Source organism: Thalassotalea mangrovi (genome assembly GCF_005116735.1).
GTDB classification, from domain to species: Bacteria; Pseudomonadota; Gammaproteobacteria; order Enterobacterales; family Alteromonadaceae; genus Thalassotalea_A; species Thalassotalea_A mangrovi.
Genome location: NZ_SWDB01000017.1, coordinates 1 through 20456 on the forward strand (window position 1 = coordinate 1; position 20456 = coordinate 20456).

Sequence of the window (20456 nt, forward strand, 5' to 3'; positions counted from 1 at the left end):
AGTTATCAAGACTCCCATGTATTCAATCTATTTGAGCAATTGATACTTCGTATTTGCTTACTTTTCGTGTGGGTGTCTTGTTAAGGGCACATACCAGATTTACCAGCGTCAATTAATGGGTGTCTTGATAAGTGTTTTGATAAGTATTTAAGAGCGGAGTTACTGCTAGTCGGTTTTTTATGGGTGTCTTGATAAGCGCAATGATTTTTAAGGCTTGATGCGGGTGGTGTTTGGCATTGCTAGTCTGGACTCTGGGCTAGAATAAGTGGATGATGAAAACAATCAATTCAGATGCCGGTGATAAAACGCAATGCAAAAGGTTATGACAGTGTCAGATACGTCAACTGATGTTAGTGCTGTAGACTTATATCGCAGGCAATATCAGGAACATGGTTTTTTTATCATTCCTGGATGCCTGCCTCAGATAGAATTGCAAGCATTAAAGGCTGAAGTTCAACGCATTCATAATTGCTGGTTGCAAATGAACCGCGAGGACTATCAGAAATACGCCATGATCAATATGCATGGCTTAACTGATCCGGTTTACTTTCAGGGGACAGACGGAAAGTCAGATGCAAAGAGGCGAGGAGAGTTTTTTAACTTGCTCGCACCTTTATCTTTACTAACAACAATGGCTTCGGTTTTTGGTAATGATTTGTACTTTCATAATACCCAACTTTTCTTCAACCCATATAGAAATGGCAGAACACCTTATTGGCACAGGGATATGCAATACCAGGGCGAGAGCGAAGCGATACAAAAGGCCGATTTGGCTTCGATGTTAAGTCTTCATGTTCGTATTCCTTTGATTGACGAGAAAGGAATTGAATTAATTCCCGGAACACATAAGCGCTGGGATAACGAACGAGAACATCAGGTTCGCCTGGAGCTTAATGGCCACGAAAATCATCAGTCACTGCCGGAAAGCCAATTGATTTCCCTTAATGCCGGCGATGCATTGGTATTCAGTGCGCATATGATTCACCGTGGACACTACTGCCTACCAAAGCGGTTAGCTTTAGATTTGTGTGTGGGTAGTCCTCATCCCAAACCCCTTAAGTACCTTGATAGCAAGCACTTGCCTAACGTATCGGAATTGCCATATATTGAACATCCACAATGGTTCAATCGAGCCATAAACCATATTCATGAGCATGGTGGAAATTAAGTCGTAACAGGCTCAAATTTCTCGTTCAATCGAACATAAGCGCGGACCATGGTATCACATATACCTTAAGTCAATCCGCCTTTAAGACTGGTTAAGTTCTGGGGCTTCAGGCTACAAGTCAAAATTCAACGAGGTATGAAATAGCTAGCCACTATGTCAAAGCCTTAACCTAATGTTAGATATTGCCATCATTACAGCGACATCGGATACATCACATTATCCTGATGTTCTTCGGTACAGCTAATTGATTCTTTACAAAGAGGTCTGGTGTGTTCATCCAAATTCCGCCTCCAAGGCAATTATACCTGTGAAAATTTAGGTGGATGGCTTTTAATTTATCATTAACATTCATTCTATAAGAAGCTGTCTGAAAACCTTACATCAGCAAAAGCTCTATCACCAAAAGACCTTATGAACCATTGATAATTAACTGAAATTTAATGAAATAGTACGATTGGCGTTGTTATTGCTTAAGCTAATTGAATTTTCATTAAAATTTTGCAAAAGGGTTAAAAATGGTTAAAGCAAAGCTGATGTATTCAATTTTTAGTATGTTAGTGTTATGCATGTTCAACACTTCGGTATTCGCTAATGTCATCACTCTAGATGATATTCCCCTGGACTATAGATATCAAAATCTCCCATCTTATGATGAAGGTGGCTTCAATATCTCCGCAAGTTGTACTAATTGTTCAAATGTATTCAGTACCGTAGAACCCAATGCAGGTTACCCGACAAGTTCTGGTGCGGCGGGTTGGGGAGCGTCTAATCGCTTTCTCGAAACCTGGAATACGACCGTAATTTTTAGCTTAACCGCTAAATCAGAAATCCCATTCGACTTGTTGGGGTTTGATATTGGCTGGTTTGATAATGATACGAATAATGCTAGTTGGACAGTAAGAACTTACGATGAGTTCGGTGGATTAATTGATGAAGACGCTTATACAGGCATAGGCCATTTTGATACAAGTTATTTGGGTGTGTACACTGTTACCTTTCAGAGTAATGGCGGTTTTAGTTCAATCGACAATATCAACGCTTCTGTGCCCGAACCAGCGACATATGTGATATTGGGACTATCAGTGTTGTTATTAAGTAGCAGGAAGCTTTTTAGATAGACACTTATAAAATACAAAACTGTCAGGCCAAAGCTCGAAGTCGGCCTGACTTTTAACTTACCATGTTTGATTAGTAATTATATTATTGGTTTGATTTCCGATAGGCTTCACATTCAACCTCATCTTCACATTCACCGTACAAATACAAACTGTGGTTTGTCAGTTTTATTTTATTTTTATTGGCGATATCAATCTGGCGTTGTTCGATGACATCATCTTCAAATTCAACAACTTTACCGCATTTAAGACATACCAAGTGGTCATGGTGCGCTTTGTGAGACAATTCAAATACGGATTTTCCACCCTCAAAGTGATGGCGGGTAACAATACCTGCGTCATCAAACTGGTTTAGCACCCGGTATACGGTTGCCAGGCCAATTTCTTCATGTTGCTCGAGGAGGATTTTGTAAACATCTTCAGCACTTATATGCTGATTATCCGGATTTTGTAATATATCGAGTATTTTTACTCGCGGAAGCGTTACTTTTAATCCAGCCCTTTTTAGTTCTTCATTTTGATCTGGCATGGAAAACCTGCTTTGTTAAACGAAATTAATAGGAAATTATAGGGGGATTAACGAGAGGTTAAAACCCCTAATCAGGAAATAATTCGAGCACCGGAACCGAGTAGTCGAAATTTAGACAAATAAAAACCCTGCATAAGCAGGGTCTTAAGATAAATTTTTAATCGCCTGAGTCTAATCGAGCAATTCAGACAGGGCCATTTCATCGTTTAGTTGTGCCAGCCAGGCATCAACTCGTTCTTCGGTTAATTCTGGTTGGCGATCTTCATCAAGAGCCAGACCGATGAAAGTATTGTCATCAACCAGGCCTTTTGATGCTTCAAACTCGTAGCCTTCGGTTGACCAGTGTCCAACTAAAATAGCGCCTTTTGCTTCGACGATGTCGCGTAGCGGACCCATTGCGTCTACAAAATATTCCGCATAATCTTCCTGATCCCCAAGGCCAAAAATAGCAACCAGTTTGTCAGTGAAATCAATTTCTTCCAGTTCTGGGAGGAAGTCATCCCAGTCACACTGATTTTCACCGTAGTACCAGGTCGGAATACCGAGGATTAATAAATCAAATGCTGCGATGTCTTCTTTACTGCTTTTTGCAATATCACGAACATCAACGTTTTTCTTACCCAGTTTCTTCTGGATCATTTTGGCGACAGCTTCGGTATTACCTGTATCACTACCGAAAAATAGTCCAACAGTTGCCATGTTAACTAACCCTTTAATACTTAAAATCAAATAATCTGGTTAAACAGGAGCTTGTAATGCTTCGGTTAATAATTTTTCAATTAACTCGCTGCGACTAATGCCCTGGTCTTTTGCCATATCGTCCAACTGTTCAAAGAGTTGGTGATGGACTTTGAATTCTACTCGTTTCAAACCTTTATTTTTATCACGCTTAACCTGATTGCGTTTATTAATTTTTACCTGAACTTCCCGAGGGAATGGGTTGGTTCTCGGTCGCCCGGGGCGTTTTTCATCAACAAACAGGTCAATAGTGGTCAGATCCGATGCCTCTTTTGCCATATTAGTCTAGCCGATCCCTTTACTTTCCCAAACGATTTGGATGATGCCTTTAGCAATAAATCCAGCACAGCCCAGGAATAAAACAAAATACACCACGAATTGGCCTTTCTTCGGAACATCGTTATTTTTCATTACGTCTCGAATAGACATTCCGATGAAGAAAAAAATAATGAGAAAAAATAAATTCAAACCTATGGTTTCAATTAATTCTATATTTTCTGCCAGCATAATGAGCCCTTAAAAATCAGAGCGGCACTATAGCATATGCCTAGTGTAAATTACATTAGTGGCTGGCGAAAAATCTTGAGGGATAGTTAATCCTGATTTTTTTCAATAAATTGCGACACGATACGGTTAAATTCCTGAGGTTTCTCCGCGTGAAGCCAGTGTCCGGTGCCCGTTATCACCCGAGCTCTGGCGGTAGGGAATAATTTAGCAATAGTGGGGCGATGTTCACTGGTAATGTAATCGGAATTTTCGCCCTTGATAAACAATACCGGCCCTTGGTATTTACGATCCTGGCGCACTGGCATACTGATCTGGTCGTAGCTTTTTGAGATGTTATCAATGCTTGCCCGCCAGCGATAACCAGAATCGGTTTTCACCAGGTTTTTCAACAGGAATTGTCGAACGCCGGGAGTGGATACGTACCGGGATAAAATTTCATCAGCGTCGCGGCGTTGTGTTAACTGTTCCGGCTTTACGGCATTTAATCCTGCTAAAATCTCATTGTGGTGCGGCGGATATTGTACCGGAGCAATGTCAGCAACAATTAAGCTCAAACAACGATCCGGGTCAGTGAGGGCACATTGCATGGCAATCTTACCACCCATAGAATGACCGAAAAAGTGACATTTTTTGATATTCAAGTGGTCCAGGAGATAAAAAATATCATTCGCCAGGTCGTTATAACTCATTGACGAGTTGTGGAAGGAGTCACCATGATTGCGAACGTCAACCTGAATAACATCAAATTCTTTCTGTAACGATTTGGCCAGGGCATTGAGGTTTTCTAATGCGCCAAACAAACCATGAATTAATAATACGGTTGCGCCGCTGCCAGCTCGCTGAAAATTGAGTAGGGTTGTCATATTTCTCACTTCGAATTTTGTTGAATTATGTAGTGCGTGTAGACCTTTGCTGGCCGAATTTTGTTCAATAAGTGCCTGTTAATTCTGAGACTGTTGGAACTAACAGCACAATTATGTATGAAACCGCACCATTGAATTCTGCGAACAGCGTTTGTTTTGAACCTGGCCCGCGTTTTTTCAATTTACCGTACAATAAGTACGCTAAATTGAAAAATCCTTGCCCAGCCCCCAAACAATTCGCTGCAAAATTGTCCCCCAAAGATAAACACGCTCTAACTATCTTTAAGAATTACTCTTTACGGGGTAGAGAGTTGATTATAAGCCAAGTATAATCTTTGAGATTATAAGAATGAAACTCTGACTCTCAGGTCATCTCTGGTTGTAAAATAAGCTAATTGCTTGATTTTTAGCCATATTGGGGCGGTTGAGTCTAATCAATTTTAACAGTGGTATTAAAATGAAAACAATTGAGATTGATGACGAACTATATCATTACATTGCAAGTAAAACGGAATTTATTGGTGAAAGTGCTTCAGATATTCTTCGCCGTCTATTGACAGCGAATGCTGAACTGTCAGCTCCTTCTGTTAAATCTGAGCCTGTAGAAAAACGCGCACAAATGCCGGTGAATGATGCCGTCGAAAGCGAACAGGAAGCCTCTCCAACTATCGAGCAGCCAGCACCAGCAGAGCAGGTGACCGAAACTAAGGATCTTACGAGTTGTCAGAATATTTTTGATTTAATCAATCGTGAAGAACTGGCTATGGAACGAGGGGCAGTAGGGCGCTTTCTGAATATTTTAGGGAACTTGCATCGTGTCCATCCAAAACAGTTTTCTGCCGTTCTCGACATCAGGGGGCGTGACCGTCTGTATTTTGCCGAAAGCGAAGAAGAATTGTTAGCTACGGGGAGCTCCTCAAAACCTAAACAAATTCCGGATTCTAACTACTGGGTTATTACCAACTCAAACACGACTAAGAAGAAATTAATGCTTACCGATGTTGCTCATGTGCTGGGTTACAACAATGACCAGGCAGAAAGTATCCGCGATTTTCTATAAGCTAACTGAGTCGAAAACATCATTTTAAGGAAATCTCATGAGTCTTCATCCCCACGCAGGAAAGCCGGCCCGTCCAGAGGACAGAATCAATATTGGCCGTTTGACCAGTGATTACTTTCTTCTGAAACCTGATGTATCTGTCGCTGAGCAAAGGGTGAGCTTTGGTACCTCTGGCCACCGTGGTAGTGCCACAAAAATCAGCTTTAACGAGCCTCACATTCTGGCGATTTGTCAGGCCGTTGCAGAATATCGAAATCAACAGGGTTTTGCCGGTCCATTGTATTTGGGAAAGGATACTCATGCCTTATCAGAACCAGCGTTTGCCAATGCCATTAGCGTACTAATCGCCAATCAGGTTCCTGTTGTTATTCAGCAGGATGAAGGGTTCACTCCGACGCCAGTTATCTCCCGACTAATCATTGCCCACAATAAAAAGCATACTGACAAGGCAGATGGATTAATCATTACTCCCTCTCATAATCCTCCTGGCGATGGCGGTATCAAATATAATCCGCCACATGGTGGTCCTGCCGAAGGTGAAATCACTAAGCTGATTGAACAACGCGCCAATGAAATTCTTGCCAACAACCTGCAGGATATAAATCGTATCGACTTGCAACAGGCGATGCAGTCATCATTGCTGCAGCGCCAGGACTTTATCGGCTTTTATGTTGAAGAACTAGCAAAGGTTATAAACCTTAAGGCGATCGCCGATGCTGGTGTGAAAATTGGTGTTGATCCGTTAGGTGGTTCAGGCATCGCTTATTGGCCGAAAATTGCTGAGCAATACGGCCTGGATATTACCGTTGTAAACCCTGTCGTTGATGCCAGCTTTGCATTTATGCCGTTAGATAAAGATGGCAAAATTCGCATGGATTGTTCATCCCCCTATGCGATGGCGGGTCTTATTGCAATGAAGGATGAGTTTGATATTGCGGTTGGAAATGATCCGGATTTTGACCGGCATGGCATCGTTACCAAAACCGGTGGTTTGATGAATCCCAATCATTATCTGGCGGTAGCAATTTATTATCTGCTGACACACCGGGAGTGGCCAGCGAATGCGAAAATTGGAAAAACCTTAGTATCCAGCTCGTTAATTGACCGACTGGCAGACAAATTACAACGCCCACTTTCGGAAGTGCCGGTTGGTTTTAAATGGTTCGTAGATGGCTTAAGTGACAGCAGTTACGCTTTTGGCGGAGAAGAGAGTGCAGGGGCTTCGTTCCTGGCACTGGACGGTAGCTGTTGGACCACGGATAAAGATGGTTTTATTCTTGCGCTGTTAGCGGCAGAAATATTGGCCGTGACGGGCAAAGACCCCTATCAATGGTATCTGGCATTGGCTGAAGAGCTGGGAACGCCATGTTATGGTCGCGTCGAAGCGGTTGCCAGTACCGCACAGAAACAGGTGTTAATCTCTTTAAGCAAAGATGACATTGAACAAACCGAACTTGCTGGTGAAGCGATCACGGATATCCTTACCCATGCGCCCGGTAATGGCGCGGCGATTGGGGGCTTAAAAGTAGTGACTAACAATGGTTGGTTTGCTGCGCGGCCATCCGGAACTGAGGAAATTTACAAAATCTATGCGGAAAGCTTTATCTCTGAAACACATTTAGAGGCAATCATCGCTGAAGCACAGGTATTGGTTAGTGCCGCGTTCGCAAAAGCTGGCCTGTAGAAAATAACAAGGGCTCTGATAGGATCAGGGCCCTTAGTAGTTAACCTTCCTAAAAACGACTTAAAATGAATAAGCATGCTCCCATTGGTGTTTTTGATTCAGGCATTGGTGGACTCTCCATCTGTCGGGCGATACGCCATGTGATGCCAACAGAAGATATGCTGTATTTTGCCGATACCGAACATTCGCCTTACGGTACTAAGTCGGACGATTTTCTTCGCTATCGTACTCAGCAAATCCTGACATTTTTTCAGGAAAAAGGGTGCAAAGCGATAGTGGTTGCCTGCAACACGGCGACTGTGCATACCATTGAAAACCTTCGTAGCAATCAGTTAATGCCTGTTATCGGGGTGGAGCCCGGTATTAAGCCAGCGCGGCAGGCTACGGTTACCGGGAAAATAGGTGTACTGGCAACAAACCAGACAATCGCCAGTGAATCCTTTGCCAGGTTAAAACATCGAATTTGTGCGGACATAGAAGTGTACTCGCAACCATGCCCTGACTTTGTCCGTATTGTTGAGCAAGGCGCGATTGATTCCCCGCAAACTGAAGCTGCAGTGCGTCATTATGTGCAACCCTTGCTTGATAAAAACTGCGATCAGCTGGTACTGGGCTGCACCCACTTTTCCTTTCTAAGAGATTCAATCTCACGATTTGTACAGGGACGCGCTGAAATTATAGATACCGCCGACGCTGTGGCCAGACAGGTTGAACGTCGTCTAGGAGAAGCCCAACTGCTGAATCATTCACAGCGAAATGCTTCGCTTCACTTTTTCAGTAGTGGCTGCCCTGATCAAGCAAGTTCTGCTCTTCAAAACTGTTGGACCGTGAATCTGCAAAGCACTCGCCGGGTATGCATCTGAGTGCGAATAGCCTGCGCGTTGTCGGGCTACCTATTAAACGGGATAAACGTCACGCACAGATAACTCGTTCTCGCCACGATTAATCGCAAACATCGGGTGTGTGTAGTATCCGGTGACTTCATTGTACAAAGTGGTTGTGTGATTTAACCATATGAATTTAATGTAAAAAATAATGTTTTTTGCTGCCGGCTATTTTCTGTTTGCACATTTTTTTTGATAACTCATCCTAAACCTATATAGGTTTACATTTAACCGTGGGACATATGGGATTATTTCGCAAGGAAGTGTTATCGAAGCAGCAACGTTTGCAGGGTGGCGTGGTGTTAACTCAGCCCCTATCGCTAACCTTTACCGTGCTTATGCTAGTTATCGTCACTGTATTGTTAGCGGCGTTTCTTTCCCTGGCATCATACTCTCGTAAAGAAACGGTAAGAGGTTACCTAAAACCCGACAAAGGAATTGTCAAAACTTATGGACAGATATCTGGTTTCATTAAAACCTTGCACGTAGCTGAAGGGGATTGTGTTCAAGTTGGACAACCACTGATTACCGTTGCCCGGCAAAAGCAATTTACCAATCATCAGGATATGGATAAAAGTGATAGTAAATATGATCTGAGTGAATTAATGGCTGAGCAGTTAACGGTTCAGTTAGCTTTGCTGTCGCAAGAAATCGATAAACTAAAGCAATTACGTCAGCAGGAATCTGCGAGCCTCAGTGCCAGGATGACGGTACTGGAACAGGAAAAAAGTACTATTTTGCAGCAGGCCACCTTGCTCGATGAACAACTGCAAATTCTCAAGTCACGGCAGAATAATACCGAACACTTGTTGCAACAAGGTTTTATATCAGAACGGGAAAGTCAATTACATCGGCAGCAATTTCTTGACTTGCAAAGTGAACGTCAAATGCTGCATCGGCAAAGCTTACAACAACAGCGCGAACTTACCCAGGTGGCATTCAATCAGAAGAGCCTTCCGCAACAATACCAGTTAAAAATAAACGCAATTGATCGTCAAAAAACAGAGGTTGAAGCTCAGCTGGCCCAGCTTCGATCAAATCAGGAATTCACCATAACGGCGACTCGAACAGGTGTCGTTACCGGCCTGCAATTTTTTGAAGGTGAGGCATTTTCGAGCGACGCGGTCTTGATGTACCTGATCCCAGAGAATACCGAGTTATTAGCCGAATTGTTTTTACCGACGCGCAGTGCCGGGTTTATAGAGCACGGCCAATTAACGAAATTGCGATTTGATGCCTTCCCATATCAGCGATTTGGTTTTATTGATGGCCAGATCGATCAGATTGAGCAAACCATTATTCGCCCAGAAGAAGTCGCAGCACCAATGGGTATAAGAGAGCCTGTTTACCGTCTAAAGGCATCCCTCAATGCCCAGGAAATATTCGCGTCAGGCAAGACGTTTTCACTTCGCAGTGGAATGATGTTTGAAGCCGATATCATTTTGGAGCGGCGAAGCCTGATGGCCTGGTTATTTGAGCCCTTAATTAGTGCCACAAGGTCGCTTTGACGCGGATGAAACGATGAATCTTCTGCACAAATACATGGAAATGTGCAGGAATACCATTGTGTTAAAAGTATTTACAAACAGTGGTATTGGACTCCAGAAGGAGCCGGAGCAGTAGTATTTTCAATTTTTTTTTAATTAAGGAGAAAGAAATTATGAAAGAGTTAGATGTCAACGAGATTGCCGCAGTGAGTGGCGGACATGAGAAAAGTGCAGGTCAGATTGTTGGTGAAGCAATGCTAGCTACGGCAGGAGTAATTGTTGCAGGCCCAACAATTGGTGCTTTCTTAATACTGGGAGGGTTTATTATTAATAACATCAGTGAAGTATGATGGAATTAATATAACTAAGTCCAAGGCATATGTTTTATATGCCTTTTTTAAAAGGAAGTTCAGATGAGGCGCCTATTTAAGATATTGAATGAATCTGGGTTCAACTGCTCATTGGAAAAGGATGACGTGATCAAAGTAAATCATTTTCCCCGAGAATATATCGTTATCGAAAGGCTTGATGACCGTTATGCGATTAAAAATGGCTTACTGCGACACGTCGCTTTAGTTCTGGTATTAACCACATTATTACTAGTTATGCGCGGTAATGTATTCGCTTCAGGCCTGATTGCGGTTTTAAGCCTTTACAGTTTTTTGCAGGCGATCAGAATTACCATTATTACATCTTCGATAAATAATATTATTGCCAGTTATTTATCGTGTAAAAGAGAGTGAACGATGGTATGCGTGATGTGTAAAGCCAATATTTTCAAGGATCGAAAATATTTTTAAACAAAAAGCCTGAAACCCGTGGAGTAAAGTATTGGCTGTAGTTTCGTTGTTCGGCAATGTTTTGCATTCAGGCAATTACGTAGGCCGTAAGAATGATTGGCGCTCCACTGTCACTTGTACATTTTTCTTCACCAGTCACCTTGACTAAGGAGAGTCATATGGCTGCCACGCCCTTAAACTTTTCGTTGCAACGAAAAGTACCGATTATTTTGCAAAATGAGATAGCGGAATGCGCACTCGCCTGCCTGGCTATGGTCGCCGGATATCATGGGCATAATCTCGATATGCCAGCCATCAGGAAGTATCAGGCTGCAGGCCTTAACGGTATGACATTACAGCAAATGATGACGGTAGCTGAGCAGTTAGAACTGGCACCGAGAGCCCTGCAATGCCCGATTGCCGATATTAGTCAACTTAGATTTCCATGTATTTTACATTGGGATATGAATCACTTTATCGTGCTGTCAAAGATAAAAGGCAAGGGAAGCCGAGCACGATATTATATTAATGATCCCGCGCGTGGCAGCAGGGTGATAACACAACAGGAATTTGCATCGCACTATACGGGAATTTGCCTGGAGTTAACCCCGACGGGTAGCTTTCGAGAGCAAAATATACACACTCGGCTGAAGTTTTTTCAGCTTTGGTCAAAATGTACAGGCATGATTACCAGCGTCAGCAAGCTAATTGTACTTTCACTGATGCTGCAATTGTTTGTATTGATAGCGCCTTATTATATGCAATGGGTCGTCGATGAAGTCCTGGTGAGTTTCGATCATGCTCTGTTGGTTATCCTGGCCATCGGGTTTTCATTTCTGGTGTTAATTTCAGCGCTGACTAATGCTCTGCGCTCCTGGTTGATCGTGAGAATATCCAGTGTATTGAACTTACAGGTTGGCCTGAATCTTTTTTCACATCTGCTGCGTTTGCCAATGACCTTTTTTGAGTCCCGGCATATTGGCGACCTGGTATCAAGATTTGGCAGTTTAGCTCAGATACGCGAGCGATTAACCCATGGTTTTGTTGAAACCCTGGTGGACGGTGTAATGGCAATAGCGCTGCTCATCATGATGTTTGTCTATTCGCCTAAGTTATCCTTTATTGTGTTGGCCGTGGTGGCGATCTATACACTCATCCGCTTTTTACTCTATCGGCCATTGCACAGTGCGACGCAACAATTGATTCAAAGTTCGGCAAATGAACAAAGCCACTTCCTGGAAACCGCTCGCAGCATGCAAACGCTCAAATTGTTGGGGCAAGAGGCTCAACGCCAGAGTGCCTGGCAGCATCGCTTTGCTGAGATAATGAATAATGAAATTCGCCTGGGACGTTTAACCATTAGTTTTGAAACTAGCAATAAATTATTGTTTGGTTTGGAAAATGTCCTGATCATATATCTTGCTGCGAAAATGGTGATGACAGCATCCATTACCGTTGGCATGTTGCTGGCCTTTATTGCTTACAAGAATCAATTTACCACCCGGATGATGAATCTTATTGAGCAGTTAATTCAATTTAAAATGATGCGATTACATCTGGACAGGGTTGCCGATATCGCCTTGCATGATGTTGAAGCCAATCGCCATGGCAATGCGTCTGTCCTAAAGCCTAAGGGAAACATTCAACTTATCGATGTGTGTTTTGATTACCAGGGACAATCGAGTGCAAAGCGGCCCATACTCAATGGCATCAATCTGACCATAGACGCGGGACAGTCGATTGCCATTGCAGGACCCTCCGGGACGGGCAAGTCGACTCTGATGAAGATAATGCTCGGACTCATTCAACCGACGCACGGCAAGGTACTGCTTGATGGTCGAGATATCACTCAATTGGGCTTGTTAAACTATCGCCAGTGTATTGCCGCGGTGTTGCAGGATGATACGTTGCTGGCCGGTAGCATCGCCGATAATATTTGCGCATTTGAGGCACCTGCGAATCCTTTGAAAATCGAACAAAGCGCAAAGGTTGCGGCGATTCATCACGACATCGAGCAGATGACGATGGGCTACCAGAGCCTGGTCGGGGATATGGGCACCAGTTTGTCTGGTGGTCAGGTGCAGCGAGTGCTGTTAGCGCGGGCTTTGTATCGACAACCCTGTATCTTGTTTCTAGATGAAGCGACTAGCCACCTGGATAAGGAGACCGAGGCGCAAATCTCGCGTCAAGTTTCAGGTATGGAAATGACCCGGATCATAATAGCTCATCGCCAGGAAACACTTAACACGGCGGATGTTGTTTATTATCTTAGCGATGGCCAGCTAAGGCGTGAACCTAAGGTTCAGGAGCAACGAGTGAATCAGTCATAGGCCGTTGCATTAACTGCAAACTTTCATGATTCTTTTGCAGGACTTTTTAATTTATAAACGTTTGTTGTACAAAAGCTGGCCAGCAACGGCAAATAGGTCCTGAAAAGGTGCAAGGTGCGGCAAATTCACCTAAAATGCGGTTAACATTTTATTGATGATTTAAAGAATTGTGGTGGACTACTCTCAACAACTATTAGAAAACGGCGACTTTCTTTCTTTTACTCGTAATAACCCTGATGGCATACAGGAATCCTTTACTTTTTACCTGACCAACTCCAATCAACAAACCCAGGTAAGTATTTTGGACACGGGTGTTATTTGCTTTGAACCTGTCGACATGGAAACTAATCGGGATATTGTTTTATCCTGTGGCGTTCACGGGAACGAAACGGCACCGATTGAAATATGCCAACAATTGATCAAAGAGTTATTGCAAGGAACACTTACGCTTAAACAACGCGTGTTATTTTTGTTTGGCAATCCTCCGGCGATTAATCTTGGCAGTCGCTTTGTTGAGGAAAACCTGAATCGCTTGTTCAGCGGCGCTCATAGTGATGATATCGGCCTGGCAAATCAGGAGCGCAAGCGCGCTAAAGCTTTGGAAGATTACGTGCGGGAATTTTTCGATCAGGGTGGTTCTATTGCCGATAACCGACAGCGACTTCATTACGATTTACACACCGCAATTCGAGGCTCAAAAAACGATAAATTTGCTGTTTATCCGTTTAATCATGGCAAACCAAGGGATAGACAACAATTGCAGTTTTTATATGCAAGCGGTGTTAACACAATTTTACTGTCAAATAGCCCGACGACAACCTTTAGCTATTTTTCTGTCAATGAATGCTGTGCCCACGCTTTTACCGTAGAACTCGGCAAGGTCAGGCCCTTTGGCGAAAATAATCCGGATGACTTTGTTCAGATAAATGAGACGTTAAGACGCCTGATCAGTGAAGACGAGCCTGACTTTGGTGAACTTGATCCGGATAAACTGAATTTGTTTGAAATTTATAAAACCATCAATCGCCATGAAGAGAATTTTGTGCTCAATTTTGCCGATGATGTGCAAAACTTTACGGATTTTCCGGTCGGTTACGTGCTCGCCAACGATGGTGATACCGCCCACGAAATCACCCAACCGGGCGAAGCCATTATATTCCCAAATGCCGATGTTGCGCTTGGACAACGGGCCCTACTAACCGTTATCCCGGCAAAGTTAAGCGCTTAATTTTTCAGCCCTGTAAACCAATATTGCCACTTATCTGAGTCTTTCGGCGCCTAAATCAGGCGCTTTATTGCAACTAAAATTGGCGGAGTATAAAGTTCTGGCAATCCTTATACCAATGCCATTAAGTTTTTGCACAACTCAGAGTTGGGGCAGTAAATGGGCCTCTGATAAACTCCCTACGGGTGAGTTTTAAAGGCTTTTATCCGGCGTTATTGATTTTGACAATGGAGCGACCATTCTCTGCAATCAAAGCCTTGCCTAAAAGCCTTTAAATTCTCACTGAGTGGGAAAACACTTAGTGGAATTGGTATTAAATGGTGGAACCATGCGGTCTGGCGTCGAATAAAAGCTCTAAAGTCATCGGCGTTGTGAAGGATACAAACCAGTATTTGTTCCTGTGCGTTAAGCATCAAATGCAGATCCAGACCCGGGTAAACAAAATAATTAAGCCGTCAAACAAATGGCTGATTGAGCAGGGATACGCTCTGCTCAAAACCTACATAAAAATGAAAGTAACTGGTTATTACCAGACAACAAGAGACGCTTATGGATACAAACATCTATAAATCGAGTCGGGAAGTGCATTCCGCCGACTTCATTGACGGTCATTCCGTCGATATCCCCATTCTCAAAATTCTTAAGCAAGACGGTAGTGTCTATAAAGGTGCCGAGTTACCGGATATTGACCAGGAGCTTGCTACAAAAATTTATAAAACCTTAGCTTTTCACCGGGTTCTGGATGAGCGTATGATCGCGGCTCAGCGCCAGGGTCGTGTTAGTTTTTACATGGCAGCCTTAGGTGAAGAAGCGGCGAGTGTTGGTAGCGCCGCAGGTCTACATGATGAAGATATGATCATGGCTCAGTACCGTGAACAGGGCGCTTTGATGTTCCGCGGTTTTCGCCTTGATCAGTTCATGAACCAAATGTTCTCAAATGAGCTGGAACTGGGTAAAGGCCGTCAAATGCCAATTCACTACGGTTCCAAAGAGCTTCACTACATGACCATTTCCTCTCCGCTGGGTACGCAAATCCCGCAGGCAGCAGGTTATGCCTATGGACAAAAACTGCAGGGCAAAGAACGCTGCACCATTTGTTATTTTGGTGAGGGTGCCGCATCTGAAGGTGATTTTCACGCAGGCCTGAATATGGCAGCGGTGCATCAGGCGCCAGTGATTTTCTTCTGTCGAAATAACGGTTACGCCATCTCTACTCCGTCTAATGAGCAGTATGCTGGTAACGGCATCGCATCGCGCGGTGTTGGCTACGGCATAAAAACGATTCGTATTGACGGTAATGATATTCTCGCCGTACTTAAGGCGACGCAAATGGCTCGCGCTTATGCCTTGGAAAATAATCAGCCGGTATTAATTGAAGCCATGTCCTATCGTCTTGGCGCCCACTCAACTTCGGATGATCCAAGCGGTTACCGTACCCGGGAAGAGGAAGCAAAATGGGCCGAGCATGACCCAATCCTGCGCATGAAAAACTGGATGTTGAACCAGAAGTGGTGGGACGAAGATCAGGAGAACGAGTTGTTCGAGGGGCTTCGTGATGAAGTACTGAAAGCGGTAAAAGTTGCGGAAAAAATTGCTAAGCCAGGTATTGAGGACGTTGTCAGCGATGTTTATGACATACCAACACCGGGGCTTGAAAAGCAACTTGATGAGTTAAAAGAGCATATTCGTAAATATCCGGACGCCTATCCAAACACCGCAGGGAGATTTTAACGCATGGCGCAAATGAATTTATTACAAGCGATCAATAATGCGCTGGATATCGCCATGGCGGAGAACGACTCGGCTGTGTGTTTTGGGGAAGATGTAGGTCACTTTGGTGGCGTTTTCCGGGCAACCAGCAATCTTCAGGAAAAGTATGGTAAAGCGCGTTGTTTTAATACGCCTTTAACGGAACAGGGGATTATCGGTTTTGCGAACGGCCTTGCAGCGCAGGGAAGTTTGCCAATTGCGGAAATTCAGTTCGCCGATTATATTTTCCCGGCTTTCGATCAAATCGTAAACGAGAGTGCTAAGTTCCGTTATCGTAGTGGTAACGAATTTAATGTTGGCAAGTTAACTATCCGTACACCATACGGTGGTGGTATTGCTGGCGGTTTATATCACAGTCAATCCCCGGAAGCGTATTTTGCCCATACACCGGGGTTAAAAATCGTGGTTCCAAGAAACCCCTATCAGGCCAAAGGTCTGTTGCTGGCGTCAATCCGCGATGATAATCCGGTGGTATTTTTCGAGCCGAAGAAGCTTTATCGTGCATCGGTAGGTGAAGTGCCAGAAGAGGACTATCAGATTCCCCTGGGTAAAGCCGAGGTCGTCTCACAAGGTACGGATATCAGCCTGTTAGGTTGGGGCGCCCAGATGGAAACCCTGGAAAAAGCCGCGAAAATGGCGGAAAAACAGGGCGTTTCCTGTGAAATCATTGATTTGCGCTCAATTCTGCCATGGGATGTAGAAACGGTTGCTAACTCGGTGATGAAGACCGGTCGACTGCTTATCAACCATGAAGCACCATTAACCGGTGGTTTTGCTGGCGAAATCGCCGCGACAATCCAGTCAGAATGTTTTCTGCATCTTGAGTCACCAATATCCCGTGTGTGTGGCCTGGATACTCCGTTCCCTCTGGCTCACGAAAAAGAATACATGCCAGATGAATTAAAAACCTTTGAAGCCATTATGGCCTCAGTGAATTACTAGGGGGTTATGATGAGTATTGATTTTATCCTACCGGATATTGGCGAAGGCATTGTTGAATGTGAACTGGTTGAGTGGCTGGTAAAAGAAGGCGATCGCATTGAAGAAGATCAGCCAGTTGCCGATGTGATGACCGACAAGGCGTTGGTACAGATTCCCGCCATGTACTCAGGTACGGTTGACAAGTTGTATTATAAGCAAGGTGAAATTGCCAAGGTACATCAACCATTGTTTGCCATGACTAGAGAAGACGACGCGGCAGAAGCCGAAGCCGAGAAGGTTACTGACAATATCAGTGATGTTCCTGCCGTTGAGTCGGTGATTGCCAGTGAATCCAGTGCAGGTTCACAAGTCGAAGACTTTATCCTGCCGGATATTGGTGAAGGAATCGTCGAATGTGAGATCGTCGATTGGTTGGTTAACGAAGGTGATATTATTGAAGAAGACCAGGCGGTTGTCGATGTTATGACCGATAAAGCCCTGGTGCAGATCCCTGCCAAATATGCCGGCAAAGTGGTCAAGCTTCACTATGCCAAAGGCGATATCGCCAAAGTGCATGAACCATTATTTGCGATTGAACACCAGGGAGCGGCCGTTACACCAGCGAATACTCAACCGGCTGAAGCAACACCATCTACGGTAACTTCTCCTAAGGTTGAAGCACCTGCCGCACAAACTGTAAATGGTAAGGTTGCTCAGGGTAAAGCTTTGGCAAGTCCTGCCGTGCGCAGGGTGGCTCGTGAAATGTCTGTAGATATTCATGCAGTGCCGGGTAGCGGACCTAAAGGTCGCGTTTTCAAAGAAGACGTGGTTAAGTTTGCACAATCTGGTGGTCAGGTATCCAAAGCTGAAGTTACAGATGCGGCAGTGAGCACATCCGTAGCTGCCGGTAACACTCGCGTTGAACCAATCCGCGGTGTCAAAGCTGCAATGGCAAAAGCCATGACGGCATCCGTATCCACCATTCCTCATTTTACCTATTGTGAGGAAATCGATTTGACTGAGCTAATTGCACTGCGCAAATCGGTTAAAGATGAATATGCCAAGCAGGATATTAAGTTGACCATGATGCCGTTTTTCATTAAAGCGATGTCGTTGGCACTTAAAGAGTTTCCGGTGATGAACTCTCAACCCAATGAAGATTGCACTGAGTTAACTTACTTTGATGATCACAATATTGGTATGGCGGTCGACTCCAAAGTTGGCTTGTTAGTGCCAAACGTTAAGCAAGTCCAACATAAATCGATTGTTGATGTGGCAAAAGATGTGATGCGTTTAACTAGTGATGCTCGTGACGGACGAGTAGCGACGACGGATCTAAAAGGCGGTACGATTAGTATTTCTAATATTGGCGCATTGGGCGGTACGGTCGCTACACCTATCATTAACAAGCCAGAAGTTGCGATTGTCGCACTGGGTAAAGTACAAACCTTACCTCGCTTTGATGACAAAGGCGAGGTTCAGGCACGTTCAATTATGCAGGTGAGCTGGTCTGGCGATCATCGAATTATTGATGGTGGCACCATTGCCCGATTCAATAATCTGTGGAAGTCGTTCCTGGAAAATCCAACTCTGATGCTGATGCATATGAGCTAATATTTCGATTTTGAAGCCCGCGAAAGCGGGCTTTTTTATGCCTGGATTTGGCTGGGGAGTGGGTGTTCTGCCTTTGGGGTGAGGAGTTATATCGTACTTTGAATTAACTGGCAGTTGTCAGTGATTTAATTACATGCTCGATGCGAATTCTGCCTATCGGTGATCTCATTATTTGGTCTGTGCGATATCTGCTTATTGTTATTTAAATGTTCGGTGCGATATCTGCTTATCGTGAACTAATTGTATGTTCTGTGCGAATTCTGCTTGTCGTGATCTAATTATTTGGTCTGTGCAAATACCCGTACCGCATCCTGCTAACCGGGCATACATCCATGTACGTAATATACCCGTACCGCATCCTGCTAACCGGGCATACATACATCCATATACGTAATATACCCGTACCGCATCCTGCTAACCGGGCATACATACATCCATATACGTAATATACCCGTACCGCATCCTGCTAACCGGGCATACATACATCCATGTAATAAAAAAAGGGCGCCATGTAGGCGCCCGAACTTTAAGGAAGAAAACTATGAAAAGTTAACGGTAATAATAATAATCAAAAATGGGTTTCAATTCCGTTAACCAAATGTAATTTTTCGCTCATTATTTGTACGTATTTTCATTATCTCGCCATTTCTGTTGTTCAATCCTGATTATTTTGATGCTAACTTGTTGTAACCAATGTGTTTAACAAAGATATTCTGAAGTATAAAAAAATTTGCACTGGTTACCAATGCACTGGAATTTGACGACTGGCCGGTCGCTCCTGAACGTCCCTGAGATTCATTAAATTTTAATATCTGAATAATTTAAAAGAAATTTATGCGCAATATTATCACTCTTTACATCATCTTTTGGGTTGCTCATACCGCTAATGCCCAAACCACGGTTTCCTATTCACTGCAGGAATGCCAATCATCCTGCACCATGTTGATTGTTTCCGACGACAATAAGACGATGCTAGCGCACAACCCGGCGCGGGCTAAGCAGCGTATGACGCCGTTTTCCAGTTTTAAAATTGCTAATACCCTGATTGCACTAGATACCGCAGTGGTAAAGAATTTAGAACAGAAATTAACGTTTGATACGCAAGCTTATCCAGTACAAAGCTGGTGGCCAGAAAACTGGTACCAAAGGCCGTTGGTTATCCGCGACGCGTTTCAATACTCAGCGGTTCCTATTTACCAACAGATTGCCACCGAGATATCGGCACCGGTTATGAGTCAATACCTTAAGCAGTTCTCCTATGGCAATCAGGATATTTCATCAGGCATCGACACCTTTTGGTTAAATGAAAGCCTTACCATAAGTGCTGAAGAGCAAATTGAGTTTTTGCAAAAGCTGTATCGCCAGGAATTGGATTTAAAGGCCGATACATATGTCAAATTCAAGCAAATCATGCTGGTTGAAAGCACATCCGAATATCAACTTTATGCGAAAACCGGCGGCGGTCAGTTAGAAAAAGGCAAAGCCCTTGGTTGGTATGTAGGTTATGTGGTTAAGGATAACGAAATCTATTATTTTGCCTTTAATATGGATGCCAAAACGTTTGCCGATGTCCAAAAAGTCCGGGTGAACACGGTTCGCTCTGAATTAAAGAAATTGGGCATTATTTAACAAAATTTAAACCTGTTGAATACACATCTGTTCAAGCTTCGAGCGATTGAATTTTCTGCACCGAAAAGGCCTGATAAAACGCGTTGAATCGGGCCCTGCTAACCGATACACTAACCGTTAGCGCTAAATTCAATACCGTCATATATACCGGCG

General features: G+C 43.8%; 19 protein-coding genes. 14 read left to right on the forward strand and 5 right to left on the reverse strand.

Annotated features, from left to right (window positions below):
- The first annotated feature begins 310 nt into the window (after window positions 1–310).
- Entirely contained in the window at window positions 311–1168 is an 858-nt protein-coding gene (locus E8M12_RS07570; RefSeq protein WP_136735487.1) for a phytanoyl-CoA dioxygenase family protein, read from the forward strand.
- 515 nt (window positions 1169–1683) lie between these two features.
- Window positions 1684–2286, forward strand: coding sequence for a PEP-CTERM sorting domain-containing protein (locus E8M12_RS07575; protein WP_136735488.1), 603 nt, complete (start codon window positions 1684–1686; stop codon window positions 2284–2286).
- 82 nt (window positions 2287–2368) lie between these two features.
- Here the strand turns inward: E8M12_RS07575 and fur are convergent, their stop codons facing one another.
- From fur to E8M12_RS07600, 5 genes are all read right to left on the reverse strand, one after another.
- Window positions 2369–2812: a ferric iron uptake transcriptional regulator gene (gene fur / locus E8M12_RS07580; protein ID WP_136735489.1), complete on the reverse strand. Its 444-nt coding sequence runs from the start codon at window positions 2810–2812 to the stop codon at window positions 2369–2371.
- Between the two features lie 171 nt (window positions 2813–2983).
- Window positions 2984–3511, reverse strand: coding sequence for a flavodoxin FldA (gene fldA / locus E8M12_RS07585; protein ID WP_136735490.1), 528 nt, complete (start codon window positions 3509–3511; stop codon window positions 2984–2986).
- Between the two features lie 39 nt (window positions 3512–3550).
- Window positions 3551–3829, reverse strand: coding sequence for a LexA regulated protein (ybfE, locus tag E8M12_RS07590; protein WP_136735491.1), 279 nt, complete (start codon window positions 3827–3829; stop codon window positions 3551–3553).
- 6 nt (window positions 3830–3835) lie between these two features.
- The gene (locus E8M12_RS07595) at window positions 3836–4057 is read right to left on the reverse strand and encodes a DUF2788 domain-containing protein (protein ID WP_136735492.1); all 222 of its coding nucleotides are present in this window, start codon (window positions 4055–4057) and stop codon (window positions 3836–3838) included.
- Between the two features lie 86 nt (window positions 4058–4143).
- The gene (locus tag E8M12_RS07600) at window positions 4144–4920 is read right to left on the reverse strand and encodes an alpha/beta fold hydrolase (protein ID WP_136735493.1); all 777 of its coding nucleotides are present in this window, start codon (window positions 4918–4920) and stop codon (window positions 4144–4146) included.
- 457 nt (window positions 4921–5377) lie between these two features.
- Between E8M12_RS07600 and seqA the strand changes: the two genes are divergently transcribed.
- The 12 genes from seqA to E8M12_RS07655 all read left to right on the forward strand — a co-directional run bounded on the left by seqA (window position 5378) and on the right by E8M12_RS07655 (window position 20303).
- Window positions 5378–5980 (forward strand): replication initiation negative regulator SeqA, encoded by a 603-nt coding sequence (gene seqA / locus E8M12_RS07605; protein WP_136735494.1) that lies wholly within the window; start codon window positions 5378–5380, stop codon window positions 5978–5980.
- 37 nt (window positions 5981–6017) lie between these two features.
- Entirely contained in the window at window positions 6018–7664 is a 1647-nt protein-coding gene (gene pgm / locus E8M12_RS07610; protein ID WP_136735495.1) for a phosphoglucomutase (alpha-D-glucose-1,6-bisphosphate-dependent), read from the forward strand.
- A gap of 65 nt (window positions 7665–7729) precedes the next feature.
- Window positions 7730–8527 carry a glutamate racemase gene (gene murI, locus E8M12_RS07615; RefSeq protein ID WP_136735496.1) on the forward strand — a complete coding sequence of 266 codons (798 nt, stop codon included), beginning with the start codon at window positions 7730–7732 and terminating at the stop codon, window positions 8525–8527.
- A gap of 263 nt (window positions 8528–8790) precedes the next feature.
- Window positions 8791–10056 (forward strand): beta-barrel domain-containing protein, encoded by a 1266-nt coding sequence (locus E8M12_RS07620; RefSeq protein WP_136735497.1) that lies wholly within the window; start codon window positions 8791–8793, stop codon window positions 10054–10056.
- A gap of 152 nt (window positions 10057–10208) precedes the next feature.
- Window positions 10209–10385: a hypothetical protein gene (locus E8M12_RS16295; protein WP_169303069.1), complete on the forward strand. Its 177-nt coding sequence runs from the start codon at window positions 10209–10211 to the stop codon at window positions 10383–10385.
- A 63-nt stretch (window positions 10386–10448) separates the two neighbouring features.
- Window positions 10449–10778, forward strand: coding sequence for a hypothetical protein (locus tag E8M12_RS07625; protein ID WP_136735498.1), 330 nt, complete (start codon window positions 10449–10451; stop codon window positions 10776–10778).
- Window positions 10779–10993: 215 nt separating this feature from the next.
- Complete coding sequence (locus tag E8M12_RS07630; RefSeq protein ID WP_136735499.1) at window positions 10994–13144, forward strand: peptidase domain-containing ABC transporter; 2151 nt, start codon at window positions 10994–10996, stop codon at window positions 13142–13144.
- A gap of 172 nt (window positions 13145–13316) precedes the next feature.
- Entirely contained in the window at window positions 13317–14372 is a 1056-nt protein-coding gene (astE, locus tag E8M12_RS07635; protein ID WP_136735500.1) for a succinylglutamate desuccinylase, read from the forward strand.
- 546 nt (window positions 14373–14918) lie between these two features.
- Window positions 14919–16100 carry a thiamine pyrophosphate-dependent dehydrogenase E1 component subunit alpha gene (locus E8M12_RS07640; protein ID WP_136735501.1) on the forward strand — a complete coding sequence of 394 codons (1182 nt, stop codon included), beginning with the start codon at window positions 14919–14921 and terminating at the stop codon, window positions 16098–16100.
- A 3-nt stretch (window positions 16101–16103) separates the two neighbouring features.
- Entirely contained in the window at window positions 16104–17081 is a 978-nt protein-coding gene (locus tag E8M12_RS07645) for an alpha-ketoacid dehydrogenase subunit beta (protein WP_136735502.1), read from the forward strand.
- Between the two features lie 9 nt (window positions 17082–17090).
- Entirely contained in the window at window positions 17091–18674 is a 1584-nt protein-coding gene (locus E8M12_RS07650; protein ID WP_136735535.1) for a dihydrolipoyllysine-residue acetyltransferase, read from the forward strand.
- A gap of 834 nt (window positions 18675–19508) precedes the next feature.
- The gene (locus E8M12_RS07655; RefSeq protein WP_136735503.1) at window positions 19509–20303 is read left to right on the forward strand and encodes a penicillin-binding transpeptidase domain-containing protein; all 795 of its coding nucleotides are present in this window, start codon (window positions 19509–19511) and stop codon (window positions 20301–20303) included.
- Window positions 20304–20456 lie beyond the last annotated feature (153 nt).

Coding starts and splice junctions, on each gene's coding strand:
- E8M12_RS07570 (WP_136735487.1), top strand. CDS start 311: ATGCAAAAGGTTATGACAGTGTCAGATACGTCAACTGATGTTAGTGCT.
- E8M12_RS07575 (WP_136735488.1), top strand. CDS start 1,684: ATGGTTAAAGCAAAGCTGATGTATTCAATTTTTAGTATGTTAGTGTTA.
- fur (WP_136735489.1), bottom strand. CDS start 2,812: ATGCCAGATCAAAATGAAGAACTAAAAAGGGCTGGATTAAAAGTAACG.
- fldA (WP_136735490.1), bottom strand. CDS start 3,511: ATGGCAACTGTTGGACTATTTTTCGGTAGTGATACAGGTAATACCGAA.
- ybfE (WP_136735491.1), bottom strand. CDS start 3,829: ATGGCAAAAGAGGCATCGGATCTGACCACTATTGACCTGTTTGTTGAT.
- E8M12_RS07595 (WP_136735492.1), bottom strand. CDS start 4,057: ATGCTGGCAGAAAATATAGAATTAATTGAAACCATAGGTTTGAATTTA.
- E8M12_RS07600 (WP_136735493.1), bottom strand. CDS start 4,920: ATGACAACCCTACTCAATTTTCAGCGAGCTGGCAGCGGCGCAACCGTA.
- seqA (WP_136735494.1), top strand. CDS start 5,378: ATGAAAACAATTGAGATTGATGACGAACTATATCATTACATTGCAAGT.
- pgm (WP_136735495.1), top strand. CDS start 6,018: ATGAGTCTTCATCCCCACGCAGGAAAGCCGGCCCGTCCAGAGGACAGA.
- murI (WP_136735496.1), top strand. CDS start 7,730: ATGAATAAGCATGCTCCCATTGGTGTTTTTGATTCAGGCATTGGTGGA.
- E8M12_RS07620 (WP_136735497.1), top strand. CDS start 8,791: ATGGGATTATTTCGCAAGGAAGTGTTATCGAAGCAGCAACGTTTGCAG.
- E8M12_RS16295 (WP_169303069.1), top strand. CDS start 10,209: ATGAAAGAGTTAGATGTCAACGAGATTGCCGCAGTGAGTGGCGGACAT.
- E8M12_RS07625 (WP_136735498.1), top strand. CDS start 10,449: ATGAGGCGCCTATTTAAGATATTGAATGAATCTGGGTTCAACTGCTCA.
- E8M12_RS07630 (WP_136735499.1), top strand. CDS start 10,994: ATGGCTGCCACGCCCTTAAACTTTTCGTTGCAACGAAAAGTACCGATT.
- E8M12_RS07640 (WP_136735501.1), top strand. CDS start 14,919: ATGGATACAAACATCTATAAATCGAGTCGGGAAGTGCATTCCGCCGAC.
- E8M12_RS07645 (WP_136735502.1), top strand. CDS start 16,104: ATGGCGCAAATGAATTTATTACAAGCGATCAATAATGCGCTGGATATC.
- E8M12_RS07650 (WP_136735535.1), top strand. CDS start 17,091: ATGAGTATTGATTTTATCCTACCGGATATTGGCGAAGGCATTGTTGAA.
- E8M12_RS07655 (WP_136735503.1), top strand. CDS start 19,509: ATGCGCAATATTATCACTCTTTACATCATCTTTTGGGTTGCTCATACC.